At 70.1% G+C, this 17,139-nt stretch carries 14 protein-coding genes and 1 tRNA gene; 13 read left to right on the forward strand and 2 right to left on the reverse strand.

The annotated features are described in order from the left end of the window. The first annotated feature begins 163 nt into the window (after positions 1–163). Both rsmA and BGN98_RS14095 read left to right on the forward strand, forming a co-directional pair. A complete protein-coding gene (gene rsmA / locus BGN98_RS14090) occupies positions 164–1,009 on the forward strand; it encodes a 16S rRNA (adenine(1518)-N(6)/adenine(1519)-N(6))-dimethyltransferase RsmA (RefSeq protein WP_288121736.1) in 846 nt (281 codons plus the stop codon). 108 nt (positions 1,010–1,117) lie between these two features. Next, positions 1,118–2,041, forward strand: coding sequence for a phosphodiesterase (locus BGN98_RS14095; protein WP_288121737.1), 924 nt, complete (start codon positions 1,118–1,120; stop codon positions 2,039–2,041). On the opposite strand, the gene BGN98_RS14100 is transcribed toward BGN98_RS14095, so the two are convergent. Next, positions 1,977–3,575 carry a stealth family protein gene (locus tag BGN98_RS14100; protein WP_288121738.1) on the reverse strand — a complete coding sequence of 533 codons (1,599 nt, stop codon included), beginning with the start codon at positions 3,573–3,575 and terminating at the stop codon, positions 1,977–1,979. The genes BGN98_RS14095 and BGN98_RS14100 overlap by 65 nt on opposite strands. A 111-nt stretch (positions 3,576–3,686) precedes the next feature. Between BGN98_RS14100 and BGN98_RS14105 the strand changes: the two genes are divergently transcribed. The 4 genes from BGN98_RS14105 to BGN98_RS14120 all read left to right on the forward strand — a co-directional run bounded on the left by BGN98_RS14105 (position 3,687) and on the right by BGN98_RS14120 (position 8,894). Then, complete coding sequence (locus BGN98_RS14105; protein WP_036284731.1) at positions 3,687–4,751, forward strand: aldo/keto reductase; 1,065 nt, start codon at positions 3,687–3,689, stop codon at positions 4,749–4,751. Continuing rightward, positions 4,748–5,689 carry a 4-(cytidine 5'-diphospho)-2-C-methyl-D-erythritol kinase gene (locus tag BGN98_RS14110; protein ID WP_061683030.1) on the forward strand — a complete coding sequence of 314 codons (942 nt, stop codon included), beginning with the start codon at positions 4,748–4,750 and terminating at the stop codon, positions 5,687–5,689. The genes BGN98_RS14105 and BGN98_RS14110 overlap by 4 nt, the downstream gene beginning before the upstream one ends. A gap of 109 nt (positions 5,690–5,798) precedes the next feature. After that, positions 5,799–7,064 carry a GNAT family N-acetyltransferase gene (locus tag BGN98_RS14115; RefSeq protein WP_288121739.1) on the forward strand — a complete coding sequence of 422 codons (1,266 nt, stop codon included), beginning with the start codon at positions 5,799–5,801 and terminating at the stop codon, positions 7,062–7,064. 33 nt (positions 7,065–7,097) lie between these two features. Further along, entirely contained in the window at positions 7,098–8,894 is a 1,797-nt protein-coding gene (locus BGN98_RS14120; RefSeq protein WP_288121740.1) for an ABC-F family ATP-binding cassette domain-containing protein, read from the forward strand. 8 nt (positions 8,895–8,902) lie between these two features. Here BGN98_RS14120 and BGN98_RS14125 read toward each other — a convergent pair whose 3' ends face one another. Further along, a complete protein-coding gene (locus BGN98_RS14125; protein WP_016464639.1) occupies positions 8,903–9,400 on the reverse strand; it encodes a MarR family winged helix-turn-helix transcriptional regulator in 498 nt (165 codons plus the stop codon). Positions 9,401–9,488: 88 nt separating this feature from the next. On the opposite strand from BGN98_RS14125, the gene BGN98_RS14130 reads away from it, so the two are divergent. The 7 genes from BGN98_RS14130 to BGN98_RS14160 all read left to right on the forward strand — a co-directional run bounded on the left by BGN98_RS14130 (position 9,489) and on the right by BGN98_RS14160 (position 17,118). Beyond that, positions 9,489–11,174: an FAD-dependent oxidoreductase gene (locus BGN98_RS14130; protein WP_036284743.1), complete on the forward strand. Its 1,686-nt coding sequence runs from the start codon at positions 9,489–9,491 to the stop codon at positions 11,172–11,174. A 59-nt stretch (positions 11,175–11,233) separates the two neighbouring features. Continuing rightward, a complete protein-coding gene (locus tag BGN98_RS14135; protein WP_005052456.1) occupies positions 11,234–11,395 on the forward strand; it encodes a DUF8730 family Cys-rich protein in 162 nt (53 codons plus the stop codon). Continuing rightward, entirely contained in the window at positions 11,392–11,697 is a 306-nt protein-coding gene (locus BGN98_RS14140; protein WP_016464641.1) for a metal-sensitive transcriptional regulator, read from the forward strand. Before BGN98_RS14135 ends, BGN98_RS14140 begins: the two co-directional genes overlap by 4 nt. Before the next feature lie 73 nt (positions 11,698–11,770). Beyond that, a tRNA-Gln gene (locus BGN98_RS14145) sits at positions 11,771–11,842 on the forward strand. Position 11,843: 1 nt separating this feature from the next. Next, a complete protein-coding gene (gene glmU, locus BGN98_RS14150; RefSeq protein WP_016464642.1) occupies positions 11,844–13,316 on the forward strand; it encodes a bifunctional UDP-N-acetylglucosamine diphosphorylase/glucosamine-1-phosphate N-acetyltransferase GlmU in 1,473 nt (490 codons plus the stop codon). After that, positions 13,291–14,325: a ribose-phosphate diphosphokinase gene (locus tag BGN98_RS14155; RefSeq protein ID WP_036284745.1), complete on the forward strand. Its 1,035-nt coding sequence runs from the start codon at positions 13,291–13,293 to the stop codon at positions 14,323–14,325. Before glmU ends, BGN98_RS14155 begins: the two co-directional genes overlap by 26 nt. Positions 14,326–14,409: 84 nt before the next feature. Continuing rightward, positions 14,410–17,118, forward strand: coding sequence for an HAD-IC family P-type ATPase (locus tag BGN98_RS14160; RefSeq protein ID WP_288121741.1), 2,709 nt, complete (start codon positions 14,410–14,412; stop codon positions 17,116–17,118). The last annotated feature ends 21 nt before the right edge of the window (positions 17,119–17,139 follow it).

Genomic DNA, 17,139 nt, shown 5'->3' on the forward strand with positions numbered 1-17,139 from the left:
CGGCATCAACGGCTCCATCACGGCCCACACCTCGTCAGAGATCTCCTGTCGCGTCACCGTTCAAGACTCACCCACCGAGGAGCGGAACCTCTTGATCAACACGCCCTAGGCGACGAGCGCACTGCCGATCGTGGTGCAGGCTCCGCCGGATAGGCTGGAGCGCATGCCCGTGACCCTGCTCGGAGCCGCCGAGATCCGCGCGCTCGCCGCCGACCTCGACGTGACACCGACGAAGAAGCTCGGTCAGAACTTCGTCGTCGATGCCAACACCGTGCGAAAGATCGTGCACGTCGCGGAGGTGACGGCCGCCGACCGGGTCGTCGAGGTGGGCCCCGGGCTGGGCTCTCTCACACTCGCGATTCTGGAGACCGGCGCTGCGGTCACCGCCGTGGAGATCGATCATCGCCTCGCCGAGCGTCTGCCGGCCACGGCCGCGTCGCACGGCGTCGCCTCCGGTGCGCTGACGGTCGTGGATGCCGACGCCCTTCGCGTCACCGCGCTTCCGGGTGATCCGAACGTGCTCGTCGCCAACCTGCCGTACAACGTCAGCGTGCCGGTGCTGCTGCACTTCATGGAGACCTTCCCGGGCCTTGAGCGCGGTGTCGTGATGGTGCAGGCGGAGGTGGGGGAGCGGCTCGCCGCTCCGCCGGGATCCAAGGTCTACGGAGCGCCCAGCGTCAAGGCCGCCTGGTACGGCCCGTGGCGGCTGGCCGGCACCGTCTCTCGGCAGGTCTTCTGGCCGGTGCCCAACGTCGACAGCGTGCTCGTCGGGTTCCGTCGCGACCTCGAGCCGCGCGGCGACGAGGCGCTTCGTCGCGCGACGTTCCAGGTGGTGGATGCCGCCTTCCAGCAGCGCCGCAAGATGCTGCGGCAGGCGCTGGCACCGGTGCTCGGCGGATCGTCGAGCACCGCGTCGGCGGTGTTGGAGGCTGCAGGCGTCGACCCGACGGCGCGTGGCGAGCAGCTCACGATCGCGGACTTCGTCGCGATCGCCCGCACGCTTCGGTAAGCGCCGGTGCGCGCGCCGCGCCTCGCCGTGACCCGCTGACCGTCGGTCGGCGACATGTCGCATCCTGTTCACCGCGCGGTCACGAAACATGCTTGTAACATTGCGCCCATGCGTATGGCCGAGCATCCTGCTCCCGAACGGGTCCTGCTCCATCTCAGCGACACCCATCTGCGCGCCGCCGGCTCGCGCATCTGGGACCGCGTCTCGGGGGAAGAACACCTCGCTCGTGCGTTGTCCGGAATCGAAGCGTCGGGCGTGCGTCCCGACGCGATCGTGGTGACGGGTGACCTCGTCGACCTCGGCGAACGTGCCGCCTATGCCACGCTGCGCGCGATGGTGGAACCCGTGGCCGCACGCCTCGAGGCGCCGGTGGTGTGGGTGATGGGAAACCACGACGATCGCGCCGCGTTCCGCAGCGAGCTCTGGGACGACGAGGATGCGGACCTTCGCCCCGTCGATCGCGTCGACGAGTTCGACGGCCTGCGCATCGTCACGCTAGACACCTCCGTGCCGGGGCATCACTACGGCGAGATCAGCGACGCGCAGCTGGCCTGGCTCGCCGCCGTGCTCGTCACGCCCGCGCCGCTGGGCACGATCCTCGCCATGCATCACCCGCCCGTGCCGAGCGTGCTCGCGCTCGCGGCGAGCGTGGAGCTGCGCGATCAGGCGCGGCTCGCCCGAGTGGTGCGCGGCACCGACGTCCGCGCGATCATCGCCGGGCATCTCCACTACTCGACGTTCGCGACGTTTGCCGGCATCCCCGTCTCGGTCGCCTCATCGACCTGCTACGCGCAGGATCTCACCGTGCCGGTCGGCGGCACCCGTCCGCAGGACGGCGCGCAGTCCTACAACCTCGTCCACGTGTACGACGACACCGTCGTCCACTCCGTGGTCCCGGTCGACGTATCGCGCGTCATGGAGTACACCGACCCCGAGGCGGCTCAGCGACTCCTCGCCGACGCGGGGATCACCGGCGTCGGCGTGCAGCGGCCGTCGGCGCCGCCGACACGCCCGGTGTCCGTGCTGCACTGACCGGCGTCTCCCACGGGGCACGCACCGGGAACATCCGCTCGAGCGTCTCGCGGAGCATCCGCACGCGCAGCTCCTCCGGCACCTCCGTCTCGCCGCCGTCGTTCAGGCAGAACATGTCGGCGTCGCGGCGTTGCTCCAAACGGCGCATCTTCTTCAGTGACGAGGCCATCGTGGTCTGCACGTACTGCACGCGCGGCTCGTTCGTCGCGATCGCGCGTCCGGTCATCAGTGCGTAGTAGTGATAGAGGCTGTTGGTCACCGAGACGTCGGTCGCGCTGCGGAAGCGGGATGCCGCCGTGCGCGCGATGTCGTCGGCGAACTCGCGCTCCACCTCCGCGGCCACGCTTCGCCGCATCGGGGCCGCGCAGTGCTCGAGGTCGCGCAGGATCACCCGCCCGAAGCGCTCCCGCAGGAGCTCTCGATTGACGCGCAGCGCGTTGTCGTGGCCGGATCGTTCCGTGCGTGTGGGGCCGGCCCCGATGCGGACGTCGCACTCGACGAACTTGGTGAGACCGCCCGCGGTGAAGAACATCTCCGCCGTCACGGGGCGGCCGAAGAACATGTCGTCGTTCGAGTAGAGGAAGTGCTCGGCCAGCCCGTCGATGCGGTGCAGTTGCGCCTCGACGGCGTGGGAGTTGTGCGTGGGGAGTACGGACGGGTCGGCGAAGAACTCCTCGCTGCGCACGACCGTCACCCGCGGGTGCTCCGCCAGCCAGGCGGGATGCGGCGAGTCGGTGGCGATGAAGATGCGTCGCACCCAGGGTGCGTACATGTGGACGCTGCGCAGCGCATACCGCAGCTCGTCGACGTGACGGTAGCGGGCGGGCCCGTCGTCGCCCTTGCCGACGACGTACTCCTCTTGCTGCGCGGCGCGCTGTCGCTGGAACTCGCTGGCCGATCCGTCGACCCAGGAGAAGACCATGTCGATGTCGACGCTGACCTGGTGGGGGCGTGCGTCGAACATGCCCACCACGGTGCGCCACGACCTGCCGTAGCGCCAGACCGTCGTGGGAACGAGGTCGGATGCCGGGAAGACCCGCCGCGTGAGCGCGTTCGGTCGTGGCGTGTGGACCAGCTCGCCGGCCGTCCGCCACGTCTCCAGACGCACCCCCTGCGCGCTGCCGTAGCGCAGTGATCCGCTCTGCGTGATCCGCGGGCGAAACAGCCGCAGAGCCCACACGGCGTCGGCGTCGGGGAGGGGTAGATCGACGGCGAGGCGGGCGGGACCGCCCGGCGTCTTCGCGTACAGCGGCTCTTGCGCTCCGGCGGCGGCGAGGGCGCGCAGGGCCGCGCGTCCCTCCGCGGCATCGACCACGATCACCACGGCGCCGTGGTCGTCTTGGGCGAGCAGCGGATCGATGCCGGCGGCGACCAGGGCGTCGGCGACCAGTCCGATGTCCGCGATGCGCGCCATCTCGGGCGTGAGGTCGTCGTGGACGACGTGGAGGATGCCGTCCACCCAGCGCAGGTCGTCGCGGGCGAGCAGGCTCGACCAGGGATGCGGGTGCGGCGAGAGTGCCTCCAGTGCTGCCATTACGCGGACCGCCCTTCATCGTCGGAGAGCCTCAGCGTACGTTGCCGGCGTTTCCCGCGCGTTTCGGGAGCGACAGGCCCGGTGAGCGGTCGCGGTCGATAGCCTGGACGGGTGACCGACACCTCCGAGCGTTTCCCCGCCTCGCGCGGCGGCGACCTGCACCGTCCGTACGCCGCGGCATCCGACCGCTACTCCGCCTCCACGTTTCGTCAGGTGGGCTCGAGCGGGCTGTATCTGCCGGCGATCTCGCTGGGGCTGTGGTGGAACTTCGGCGACAACGTGCCCTTCGACAACCAGCGCGCGCTGCTGCGCCACGCCTTCGACCGCGGCATCACCCATTTCGATCTCGCGAACAACTACGGTCCGCCCTACGGCAGCGCCGAGACGAACTTCGGGCGCATGATGCGAGAGGACTTCCGGCCCTACCGGGACGAGCTGATCATCTCGTCGAAGGCCGGGTACGACATGTGGGACGGGCCCTACGGCCAGTGGGGTTCGCGCAAGTACCTGCTCGCCAGCGCCGAGCAGTCGCTGACGCGCATGTCGCTCGACTACGTCGACATCTTCTACTCACACCGCTTCGATCCGGTCACCCCGATCGAGGAGACGGTCGCGGCGCTGGACACTCTCGTGCGTCAGGGCAAGGCGCTCTACGTCGGCATCTCGTCGTACGAGCCCGAGCAGACGGCGAAGGCGGCTGCGGTGGCGCGTGAGCTCGGCACACCGCTGATCATCCATCAGCCGTCCTACTCGATCCTCGGGCGATGGATCGAAGACGGCTTGACCGGCGTGCTCCGGGAGGAGGGGATGGGGGCGATCGCCTTCGTGCCGCTCGCGCAGGGCCTGCTCACCGATCGCTATCTCGGCGACGGCACCTCGACCCGGTCGCAGGAGCGCTCGTCGCTGCCCGGGCGCCGTCTGACCGATACGGCGCTGGAGGGCCTGCGCGCGCTGAACGTGATCGCCCGTGAGCGCGGACAGAGCCTCGCGCAGCTCGCGCTGCAGTGGGTGCTGCGCGACGGCGTGGTGGCCTCGGCGCTCATCGGCGCTTCGCGCCCGCAGCAGCTCGACGAGAACCTCGCGGCCGTGCACGGTCCCGCCTTCGACGCGGAAGAGCTCGAGCGCATCGACGTCATCTCCGCCGGTATCGGCGAGGTGTGGGCGGACGCTTCGTGACGACCGCTGCGGCGGCCGGTCGCCGGGTGCACGTGCGTGCGCCCGGCAAGATCAACATCGCCTTCGACGTCGGTGACGTCCAGCCCGACGGCTACCACGACGTGGCCTCGGTGTATCAGGCGGTGTCCGCGTACGAAGACGTGTGGGCGCGGGTCGCGGACGACTTCACGCTCACGGTGACCGGCGATCTGGACGTGTCTGGTGTGCCGCTCGACGAGTCCAATCTCGCCGTGCGCGCCGCGCGGCGCGTCGCGGAGCGGCTGGGGTGGCGCGGCGGCATCCACCTCGACATCCACAAGGGCGTACCCGTCGCCGGCGGCATGGGCGGCGGCTCGGCGGATGCCGCGGCGGCTCTCGTGGCCGTCAACGAGCTGCTCGGCGGAGCTCTCACGACTCTCGAACTGCAAGAACTCGCGGCGCCCCTGGGCGCGGACGTGCCGTTCGCGGTGCTCGGGGGGACGGCCATCGGCACGGGGCGCGGCGACGAGCTCGCTCCGGCGCTGGCACGGGGCCGCTTCGACTGGGTGCTCGTGACGAGTGAGGACGGACTGTCGACCCCCGCCGTGTACCGGGAACTGGACCGGTTGAGAGAGCTGCCCGACATCGCGCCCGCCCACGGTGTACCCGCCGCCGACCCTGTCGTGATGCAGGCGCTGCGTGCGGGCGATCCCGCCGCACTCGCCGTGGCCGTGCGCAACGACCTGCAGGACGCCGCCCTCTCGCTGCGGCCGTCGCTGGCCGAGACGCTGCGCGCAGGTCATCGCGCGGGCGCGCTGGCCGGGCTCGTCTCGGGGTCCGGACCGACCGTCGCCTTCCTCGCCGCCGATGAGCGCGGGGCGTCGGCGCTGGCGTCCGAACTCGCCGCTTCGGCGGCGCCGGGATCGCGTGTGCTGCACGTGCACGGACCCGTCCCCGGCGCGCGCGTGATCACCTCCTGACCATTGCGCGTCTGCCGCATCGGGCAGACACCGACCGAAGAGCGTCCTCACGAACGGAGACCGCATGTCCGATCGCCACCCTCACCACGATGCGTCGCTGGATCGCACCATGACAGACGATCTCGCCGGCCGCGGGCTCGTCGTGCGTCGGGTCGACGATGCGCTGCGCACCGAGACCGACCCCTGGTTGGAGGCCGTCTCCCGCGGCTTCCTGGGCGGTGAGCGCAACGACGTGCAGCGTGATGCGTTCTTCGCGCACACGGCGTACCGGCGCAAGATCGGCGTGTTCGATGAGACCGCGCCCCAGCCGGACGTGCCGGTGGCGACCTTCGCCTCGTGGGCGGCGGAGCTGACCCTTCCCGGAGGGACCGTTGCGGCCTGTGCGATCAGCTCGGTGACCGTCGCCCCCACCCATCGCCGCCGCGGCATCCTGCGCTCGGTGATGACGGGGGAGCTGCGTACCGCCGTGGAGCGCGGGCTTCCCGTCGCGATCCTCACCGTGAGCGAGTCGAAGATCTACGGCCGCTTCGGCTTCGCGCCGGCCGCGCTCGCCGCGCAGTGGACGATCGACGCCCGTCGGGCGCGGTGGGTGGGCCCCGACGCGCCGGGACGCATCGACTTCGTCACTCGCGCGCAGGGGCGTGAGGTCGCCGCGGCGCTGCACGAGCGCGTGCGCGCGCAGACGCCGGGTGAGATCGACATGCCCGGTGGGCACTGGGACCGCTTCTTCGGCACCCGAGCCGACGTCGAGAAAGCCGAGGAGCTGCGGGTGGTCCAGTACCGCTCCGCAACGGGAGACGTCGACGGCGTCGCCCTGTACAAGGTCACGGAGAACGAGCACGACTTCGCGGCGTCCACTGTCGATGTCCTGCTGCTGGTCGCGGCGACCGACGAGGCGTACGCGGGGCTGTGGCGCTTCCTGCTGACGATGGACCTCATCGCCACGGTGCGCGCCGGCGAACTGTCGGTCGACGAGCCGCTGTGGTGGATGATCGCCGACCAGCGGGCCGCGACCGTCACCGTGCGCGACCACCACTACACGCGGATCCTCGATGTACCGGCCGCCCTGTCGGCGCGCACCTACGACGTCGCCGACACGGTCGTGCTCGACGTCGCCGATCCGCTGGGCATCGCCTCCGGGGTGTTCCTGCTGACGACGGATGCCGACGGCACCGCCGCGGTGGAGCTGGTCGACGAGCCGCCGGTCGGCGTGCCGACGGTCACGCTCGGGGTGGCCGAGCTGTCCGCGCTGCTGCTGGGCGGCGTGTCGCCCGTGACGCTGGCGCGCGCGGGCCGTCTGGTCGCCGACGACGCCCCCGCGCTCGCACGGCTGTTCGCCTCCACGGTGCCGCCGCGGCTGAGCTTCTGGTACTGAGCGCCGGGACCTCTCGCGTAGCCTGGAGCGGATATGGCGCATCTGCTCGGGGCTGAAGGCCTCCACCTGGAATTCCCCACGAAGGTCGTGTTCGACCGCGTCTCGCTCGGCGTCGACGAGGGCGACCGCATCGGCATCGTCGGTCGTAACGGCGACGGCAAGTCATCCCTCATGGCCATGCTGGCCGGCCGCCTCGCGCCGGATGCCGGGCGCGTGACGGTGCGCGGCGGCGTGCGCGTGGGCGTGCTCGACCAGGGCGACACGCTCGATGACACGTTGACCATCGCGCAGAGCGTCGTCGGCGACCGTGCCGAGCACGACTGGGCCGGGGATGCCGGGGTGCGCGACGTGATCGCGGGCCTCGTGGGTGATCTCGACTGGGACGGCCCGGTCGCCGGACTCTCCGGAGGGCAGCGGCGACGGGTCGCGCTCGCGCACCTGCTCGTCGGAGACTGGGACGTGCTGGCGCTCGACGAGCCCACGAACCACCTCGATGTCGAAGCGGTGGCCTGGCTCGCCGCGCACCTCACGCGGCGCTGGTCGGCATCCCAGGGTGCGCTCCTGGTCGTCACCCACGATCGATGGTTCCTGGACGAGGTCTGCACCAAGACGTGGGAGGTGCACGACCGCATCGTCGAGCCGTTCGAGGGCGGCTACGCGGCCTACGTGCTGCAGCGCGTCGAGCGCGACCGCCAGTCGGCCGTGATCGAGCAGCGTCGACAGAACCTCGCTCGCACAGAGCTCGCGTGGCTGCGCCGCGGCGCGCCGGCGCGCACCAGCAAGCCGCGGTTCCGCATCGAGGCGGCCAATGAACTCATCGCTGACGTCCCCGAGATCCGCGACAAGGTGCAGTTGCAGTCGCTCGCCGTGTCCCGGTTGGGCAAGGACGTCGTCGACCTGCTCGACGCCGGCGTGACTTACGGCGATCGACTGGTGCTGCAAGACGTCGAGTGGCGCATCGCGCCGGGGGAGCGCACCGGCATCCTCGGCGTCAACGGCGCCGGCAAGTCCACGCTCCTCGGTCTCATCGCCGGCACGGTCGAGCCCACCCACGGTCGGGTCAAGCGCGGAAAGACCGTGAAGGTCGCGACGCTCACGCAGCGGATGGACGAGCTCGACCAATACCTGGACGATCCGGTGCGCGTGGTCATCTCGGGGCTGCGCACGAGCTACACCATCGGAACGGGCTCCAAGGCATCCGAGCTCACGCCGGGCCAGCTGCTGGAGCGCATGGGCTTCAGCTCGGCGCAGCTGTCGACGCCCGTGAAGGATCTGTCCGGTGGCCAGCAGCGTCGCCTGCAGCTGCTGCTGATCCTGCTCGATCAGCCCAACGTGCTGATCCTCGACGAGCCGACCAACGACCTCGACACCGACATGCTCGCTGCCATCGAGGACCTCCTCGACTCGTGGGCCGGAACGCTGCTGGTCGTCTCCCACGATCGCTACTTCCTCGAGCGTGTCACGGACCAGCAGTACGCGGTCATGGGCGGACGGCTACGGCACTTGCCGGGAGGCATCGACGAATACCTGAGGCTCCGCGCCGTTCAGCGCGACCAGCCGGCTGCGCCCGTCGTGGCCGGCTCGGAGGGCGACACTGCTCCGGCGCTGGCCGGCGCCGACCTCCGCGCCGCGCAGAAGGAGCTCGCCGCGGCGGAGCGGCGCATCCAGAAACTGACGGCCCAGGTGGATGCCGCCCGCACCGCCCTTGCCGACCACGACCAGTCCGACTATGCGGGGCTGGGCGAGAAGATGCGCGCGATCGGCGAGCTCGAGGCAGAGATCGCTGCGCTGGAGGAGCGCTGGTTCGAGCTCTCCGAGCTCATCGGCTGAGCCGGCTGTCAGGAGTCGAAGCCCAGCGACAGCTTTCGCAGCAGGCCCGCGAGTCGCTCGCGATCGGAGCGTGACAGCACGCTGAGCAGCAGGGCTTCGGCGTCGACGAGGCGTGTGATCGCGGCATCCACGCGGGTCTTGCCCTCGTCGGTGATCGTCACCAGAACGCTGCGTCCGTCACCGGGATCGGCCTCGCGGCGCACCAGGCGGCGTCCGACGAGGCGATCGATGCGGTTCGTCATCGTGCCGCTGGAGACCAGCGTCTGCTGCAGCAGCTGCTTGGGACTGAGCTGGTAGGGCTCGCCGGCCCGTCGCAGTGCCGACAGCACGTCCCACTCCCAGGGTTCGAGGTCGCTGCGACGAAACGCCTCGCGTCGCGCCCGGTCGAGATGACGCGACAGGCGATCCACCCGCGAGAGCACCTCCAGCGGCGAGAAGTCGAGATCCGGTCGCTGGGCGCCCCACGCGCCGACGATGCGGTCGACTTCGTCGTGCTCGGTGGACATGCCTCCATTATCGTCACGGCGGCGCTCGGAGTTGCGTCAAAATACCCCTAGGGGTATCGTGTGAATACGCGTTCGAGAAGGAGAACAGATGCGCATCGTGATCGTCGGGGGAGTGGCCGGAGGCATGAGCTGTGCCGCGCGTGCGCGCAGGCTCGATGAGGCGGCCGAGATCATCGTCCTCGAGCGGGGCGCGCACGTCTCGTTCGCGAACTGCGGCCTGCCCTACTACGTCGGCGGAGAGATCGCCGATGAGTCCGCTCTGCTCGTGCAGACCCCGGCCTCGCTGAAAGCGTCTCTCGCGCTCGACGTGCGCCCCGGTCACGAGGTGACGGCGGTGGATGCCGCGGCCAAGACCGTGACCGTGATGAGCGCAGACGGTGTCGACACCCTGCACTACGACGCCCTCGTGCTGGCTCCGGGCGCCGCCGCGGCGACGCCGCCCATCACCGGACTGGACTCGCCGCGGGTGCGGACGCTGCGCAGCGTCGAAGACGCGGTCGCGTTGCGTGATCGCGTCCAGGCCGGTGCGCGCCGTGCCGTCGTGCTCGGAGCGGGCTTCATCGGCATCGAGGCCGCCGAAGCGCTCGCCCAGCGTGGGCTGCACACCACCGTCGTCGAGTTCGCGCCGCACGTGCTGCCCCCGCTCGAGGACGAGCTGGCCGCCCTCGTGACCGCGGAACTGCGGACGCTCGGCATCGAGGTGCGCGCCGGCACCGCGGCCACCGCGGTCGAATCCGGTGAGGACGGCGACGTCGTCGTCCTCGACGACGGCACCCGCCTGGACGCCGACATCGTCGTGCTCTCGGTGGGTGTTCGTCCCGACACGGCGGTCTTCGAGGCCGCGGGCGTCGCATGCGTGCGTGGGGCGATGATCATCGACGAGCACGGACGTACCTCGCTGCCCGACGTCTACGCGGTCGGTGATGCGACGGCATCCGTCGACGCCGTCACCGGGGCCGTGCGTCCCGTCGCGCTCGCCGGACCCGCCAACCGCGCCGGACGGCTCGTCGCCGACGCGATTCTCCGTCCGGAGCACGCTCGTCCGCTTCCGCGCCCCGTCGGGACGGCGATCGTCCGTGTCGGTGCGCAGACGGTGGCGATGACCGGCGCGAACCGCGCCGCGCTCGCCGCCGCCGGGATCGACGCGGACACGCTGCACCTTCATCCGGGCCAGCACGCCGGCTACTTTCCCGGCGCTTCGCAGATCCATCTGGTCGTCCACATCCGTCGGAGTGACGGGTTGCTGCTGGGAGCGCAGGCCGTCGGCGCCGACGGGGTCGACAAGAGGATCGACGTGCTCGCGACGGCCATCCGTGCGGGCTGGGCGGTGGATGAGCTGATCGACCTCGACCTGGCCTACGCACCGCCGTACGGCTCTGCGAAGGACCCCGTCAACATGGTGGGGATGGTCGGCGAGAACGTCCGGGGCGGGGCCCTCCGCCTCTGGTACGCGCAGGACGTCGACGCGGTCGCCGAGACCGCGCTGATCCTCGACGTGCGTACACCCGCAGAACTGTCCACCGGGCACCTTCCCGGCGTGCTCGCCATCCCGCACACCGCGCTGCGCGGCCGGCTCGACGAGGTGCGAGAGGCTGCCGCCGGGCGACCCGTGCGCGTCATGTGCCAGTCGGGCGTGCGCTCCGCGATCGCGCACCGCGTGCTCGCGCAGGCCGGGTTCGACTCGGCGTCCCTGTCCGGCGGCATGCTGACGCTGCGCGCCGTTCTCGGTGAGCGGGCGGATGCCGTGCTCGTCTCCGACCGCACACGCGTCTGAGGCGCGCGGACTCTTCCCCTCCCTGGCACGACCGACGAACAACGAACAGGAGAACTCCCATGTGCTCAGCAGTGACCTGCCGAACCTGCGGCAAGACGACGTGGGCCGGCTGCGGCCAGCACGTCGACCAGGTGATGAAGAACGTGCCGGCATCCCAGCGCTGCCCCGGCCACGAGCAGGCAGCCGGCGGCGGCTTCCTCGCCCGCGTGTTCGGGCGGTGACGACGAACGTGTCCGCATCCGACGCGGCGACGGCGCACGACGGCGCCGCGCAGCGCAAGATCGCCAACCGTCTGCGCCGTGCGCGGGGCCAGCTCGATGCGGTCATCGCCGCCGTTGAGGAGGGAAAGCCCTGTCGCGACGTCGTGACGCAGTTGGCTGCCGTCTCCAGCGCGCTGGACCGCGCCGGCTTCGCCATCGTGTCCACGGCGCTGCGGGAGTGTCTTTCCGATCCGGAGGGTGCAGCCGCGGAAGACGGCGTCACCGCCGACGAGCTGGAGAAGCTCTTCCTCATGCTCGCCTGAGCACGGCGATGCGGTCATCCGGGGTCGGGACTGGCAGACTGGAGCGGCACACCCGCCGTCTCGTGGGGTGCGGTCCGCCGTAGTGTAACGGCAGCACGACAGCCTTTGGAGCTGTGAGGTTCAGGTTCGAATCCTGGCGGCGGAGCATGACAGAGAACAGGTTGGATGCGTCCCTCGCCGTCGTGATCCTCGCCGCGGGGCAGGGTACGCGCATGCGCTCGTCGCTGCCGAAGGTGCTGCACCGCATCGGGGGCCGCCCCCTCGTCGGGCACGTTCTCGACACGGCGCGCGACCTGTCGCCCGCCCACGTTCTCGTCGTCGTCCGGCACGAAAGGGATCTCGTCGCCGATGCGGTGACCGGTATCTCGCCCGAGGTCGTCGTGGTCGACCAGGACGAGATCCCGGGCACGGGTCGCGCCGTCGAAGTCGCCCTGGACGCCGTCCCCGATTTCGACGGCGACGTGCTGGTGCTTTCCGGTGACGTCCCCCTGCTCGATGCCGAGACGCTGAGCGCCCTCATCCGAGACCACCGCTCGTCCCGGGCTGCGATCACACTGCTGTCGGCCGTGCTCGACGACGCGACCGGCTACGGCCGTGTCGTGCGCGCCACCAACGGCGGCGTGGAGCGCATCGTCGAGCAGAAGGACGCCACGGCCGCGGAAGCGGCGATCACCGAGATCAACGCGGGCGTCTACGTCTTCCAGGCGGAGATGTTGCGTTCGCAGCTGGCGCGTGTGGGCACCCAGAACGCGCAGGGCGAGAAGTATCTGACCGACGTCGTGGGCCTGGCCCGCACCGCGGGGCTCGCCGTCACGGCATCCGTCGTCTCCGACGTCTCGCTGACGCTCGGCGTCAACGATCGCGCGCAGCTCGCCGAGGCCGGGCGCCTGCTCAACGCGCGCACCGTGCGCCGGTGGCAACTCGACGGCGTCACGATTCAGGATCCGGCGACGACCTGGATCGATGTCACCGCGACCCTCGCGCCCGACGTGACGGTGTTGCCCAACACTCACATCCTGCGCGCCACCGCCGTGGCTGCCGGCGCCACGATCGGACCCGACACGACGCTGGAGGACTGCGAGGTGGGCGAGAACGCCGTCGTCCGCCGCACTGATGCGACTCTCGCCGTCATCGGGGCGGGCGCCTCGGTCGGACCGTTCGCCTATCTGCGGCCGGGTACCGTGCTGGCCGACGGAGGCAAGATCGGAACGTTCGTGGAGACGAAGAACTCCACCATCGGCGCAGGCAGCAAGGTTCCCCACCTGTCCTACATCGGCGACACGACGATCGGACGCGGCGTCAACCTCGGCGCCGGCGCGATCACCGCGAACTACGACGACATCGCCAAGCATCGCACCGAGATCGGTGACGAGGTGCACTCCGGCTCGCACAACGTCTTCGTCGCGCCCGTTAGGATCGGAGATGGCGCCAAGACCGGTGCCGGTGCGGTGATCCGGAAGGACGTCCCGCCCGGAGCTCTCGCCTTGAGCGTTGCCCCCCAGCGCAACGTCGAGGGGTGGGTCGAGAACCACCGACCGGGAACGGCCGCGGCCGCGGCCGCGGCACGTTCCCGCACTGCACAGGAAGCGGACCATGGCGCGCAAGAAGCACACGGTTGACCTGGACGTCGAGCGCGGGATCGCCCCCGGACTCGTCGCCAAGACCAAGAAGCGTCTGGTCGTCGCCAGCGGCAGCTCGCATCCGACCCTGTCGCATGACGTCGCCCAGGCGCTCGGCACCGAGCTGGTACCGACCGAGCATCGTACGTTCGCCTCCGGCGAGATCCTGACCCGCTTCGAGGTGTCGATCCGCGGCTGCGATGCCTTCATCATCCAGTCCTTCGGCCCCCCGGTGAACGAGTGGCTCATGGAGCTGCTGATCATGCTGGATGCCGCCAAGCGCGCCTCCGCGAAGCGGATCACCGTCGTCGCGCCGTATTACCCGTACTCGCGTCAGGACAAGAAGGGTCGCGGTCGCGAGCCGATCAGCGCGCGTCTCGTCGCCGATCTGCTGAAGACGGCGGGTGCCGACCGCGTGATGAGCGTGGACCTGCACGCCGCTCAGATCCAGGGGTTCTTCGATGGACCGGTCGATCACCTGTTCGCCAAGCCCGTGCTGCTCGAGTACTTCCAGAACAGCCTTTCGACCGACGACCGTGCCAAGCTCACCGTCGTCTCGCCCGACACCGGGCGCGTGCGCGTGGCCGACCAGTGGTCCGACTCGCTCGGAGCGCCTCTCGCGATCATCCACAAACGCCGCGACCCGAACGTCGCCAACCAGGTGACCGTCAACGAGATCGTGGGACACGTCGAGGGTCGCGTCTGCCTGCTCGTCGACGACATGATCGACACCGGCGGCACCATCGTCAAGGCGGCGCAGGCGCTGAAGACCAACGGGGCCGAACGGGTCATCGTGGCGGCCACGCACGCGGTGTTCAGCGCTCCGGCGACCGAGCGCCTGCAGGATGCCGCGATCGACGAAGTCGTCGTGACCGACACGATTCCCCTTGCGGACGAGAAGCGCTTCCCGGGGCTGACGATTCTGCCCATCGCTCCGCTGCTCGCGCGCGCGATCAAAGAGGTCTTCGAGGACGGGTCGGTCACAAGCATGTTCGACGGCGCCGCCTGAGACAGGGAAACGCCGAGGACGGGCCGGAGATATTACCGGTCATCCGGCCTGCGGGTGGATCCGCATCGTGCCTAGGATCGCGGTATGACCCCTCCGATGCTCGAGGCGGACCTGACTGTCGCCGCACCTCATGCTCGACCGATCGATGACCTGCGCAGCGCGCTGCGGGTCGACGGCGATGGCTTGAGCGCGGCCGACGTCGCGGAACGGCTCGAGATCGCCGGTCCCAACCTGCTGCCGGAGCCGAAACGCACGCCGGGGTGGCTGCGGTTCCTCTCCCACTTCAACGACACTCTGATCTACATCCTGCTGGCCGCCGCCGCCATCAAGGCCGTGATGGGCGACTGGCTCGATTTCTGGGTCATCATGGCCGTCGCCATCATCAACGCGGTGATCGGGTATGTCCAGGAAGGGCAGGCGGAAAAGGCTCTCGCGGGCATCCGCGGCATGCTCTCCCCCGAAGCCACCGTGCTCCGCGACGGTCGCTGGGCCACGGTGCCTGCCGCCGACCTTGTACCGGGTGACATCGTCCGGCTCATGCCCGGCGACAAGGTCCCCGCCGACGTCCGCCTCGTCGAGGCGACGCAGTTGCGCATCGACGAAGCCGCGCTGACGGGGGAGTCGGTGCCGTCGTCCAAGGATCCGGCGCCCGTTGCCCACGGAGCCGGCGTGGGAGACCGTGCGTCGATGGCATTCTCCGGCACGATCGTCACCGGCGGTCAGGGCGCGGGCATCGTCACCGGAACGGGCGCGGCGACCGAGATCGGGAAGATCCAGGCCCTCGTCGGGGAGGCGGGCTCGCTCGATACACCGCTCACGATCCAGCTGGCATCTTTCGGCAAGAAGCTCACCCTCGTCATCCTCGGGATGGCGCTGGCCATGATGGTCATCGGCCGATACCTGCACGACGTGCCCCTGCCCGACCTCGTCTCGGCGACGATCGGTTTCGCCGTGGCGGCGATCCCGGAGGGGCTTCCCGCGCTGGTGACGATCACTCTGGCGATCGGCGTGCAGCAGATGGCCCGACGTCACGCGATCACCCGTAAGCTGCCCGCCGTCGAGGCGCTCGGCTCGGTCACCACCGTCTGCTCCGACAAGACGGGCACGCTGACCAAGAACGAGATGACGGTGCGCACGATGCTCACCCCGGTCGGACGCTATGAGGTTTCCGGCCTCGGCTACGACCCGACGGGCGAGATCACGCCGGCCGGCGGCTCAGACCTGGCGGCGCTGCTGGCCGTGGCCGACCTCTGCAACGACGCCTCGCTCGAGCGCGTGTCGGCGGGGGCCGATGTCGACAGCGCCCGGACGCTCGGCTGGGCGCTCGTCGGCGAGCCGACCGAGGGGGCGTTGAAGGTCGTCGCCATGAAGGGGGGATCGGATGCCGGGGGAGCGCGTCGCATCGGTGTCGTGCCGTTCGATTCCGCCCACAAGTTCATGGCGACCCTGAACGAGAGCCCCGACGGCTCCCGGGCAATCCTTGTGAAGGGCGCCCCCGACCGTCTGCTCGATCGCGCGCTCACCCAGCGCGGTGCCGACGGGTCCGAGCCGCTGGACCGCGCGTTCTGGGAGAACGCGGTGGACGAACTCAGCGGACAGGGGCTGCGAGTGCTGGCCGCGGCGCGCAAGCCGACGCGCGCCGACACCGTGAGCGCTGATGAGCTCATCGACCTCGAACTCCTCGGGCTGTGGGGCATCGTGGATCCGCCGCGCCCGGAGGCCATCGAAGCGATCGCGGACTGCCACGCCGCCGGCATCCGCGTGAAGATGATCACGGGCGACCACGCCGGCACCGCCATGGCGATCAGTCGCGAGATGGGTCTGGTCAGCAGCGACGACGCTCCCGTGCTCACCGGTGCCGAGCTCGAAGCGCTGAGCCAGGAGCAGCTGAAGGGCGTCGTGCAGGGGGTCGACGTCTTCGCGCGAACGAGCCCCGAGCACAAGATCCGGATCGTACGTGCACTGCAGTCCCACGGCGAGGTCGTCGCGATGACCGGCGACGGCGTCAACGACGCACCGGCGCTGACCCGGGCCGATATCGGCATCGCAATGGGCATCAAGGGAACCGAGGCCACGAAGGAGGCCGCCGAGATCGTCCTCACCGACGACAACTTCGCCACGATCCGCAGCGCGATCGCCGAGGGACGGCGGATCTACGACAATCTCCGCAAGTCGGTCGTCTTCCTGCTGCCGACCAACGGTGCGCAGTCGCTCGTGATCCTGGTGGCGGTCGTCTTCGGCCTCACCCTGCCGCTCACACCCGTGCAGGTGCTGTGGGTCAACATGGTCACGGCCATCACCCTCTCGCTTGCGCTGGCCTACGAGCCCGCCGAACGGGGCATCATGAACCGACCACCGCGGCCGACCGGCGGATCCATCGTCTCGATGCGTGAGCTCGGCTTCATCCTGGCGGTCTCGGTGCTCATCGGCGGCGCGACCCTCGGTGTGTTCGCCCTCGCGCTCGCCCGCGGGGTCGATCTCGATGTCGCGCGCACCGAGGCTGTCGCCATGCTCGCTTTCGGTCAGCTCGCCTTCCTGCTCAACTGTCGCTTCCTCGGCCGCTCGAGCCTGACGCTCGACGTGCTGCGCGGAAACCGTGTGATCTGGTGGTCGGCGGCGGCCCTGCTCGTGCTCCAGGCGCTCTACACCTACGTCCCCTTCCTCAACGACCTGTTCGGCTCCGAGCCCCTGGATGCTGTGGGCTGGCTGATGCCGATCGCCGCCTCTGTGGGCGTCTTCTTCGCGGTCGAGGGCCTGAAAGCGCTTCGCCGCGAGCGCGAAGCGCGCGTGTGAGGCCGGCCCGACGGGCGATTC

Source organism: Microbacterium sp. 69-7 (assembly GCF_001897985.1).
GTDB lineage: Bacteria > Actinomycetota > Actinomycetes > Actinomycetales > Microbacteriaceae > Microbacterium > Microbacterium laevaniformans.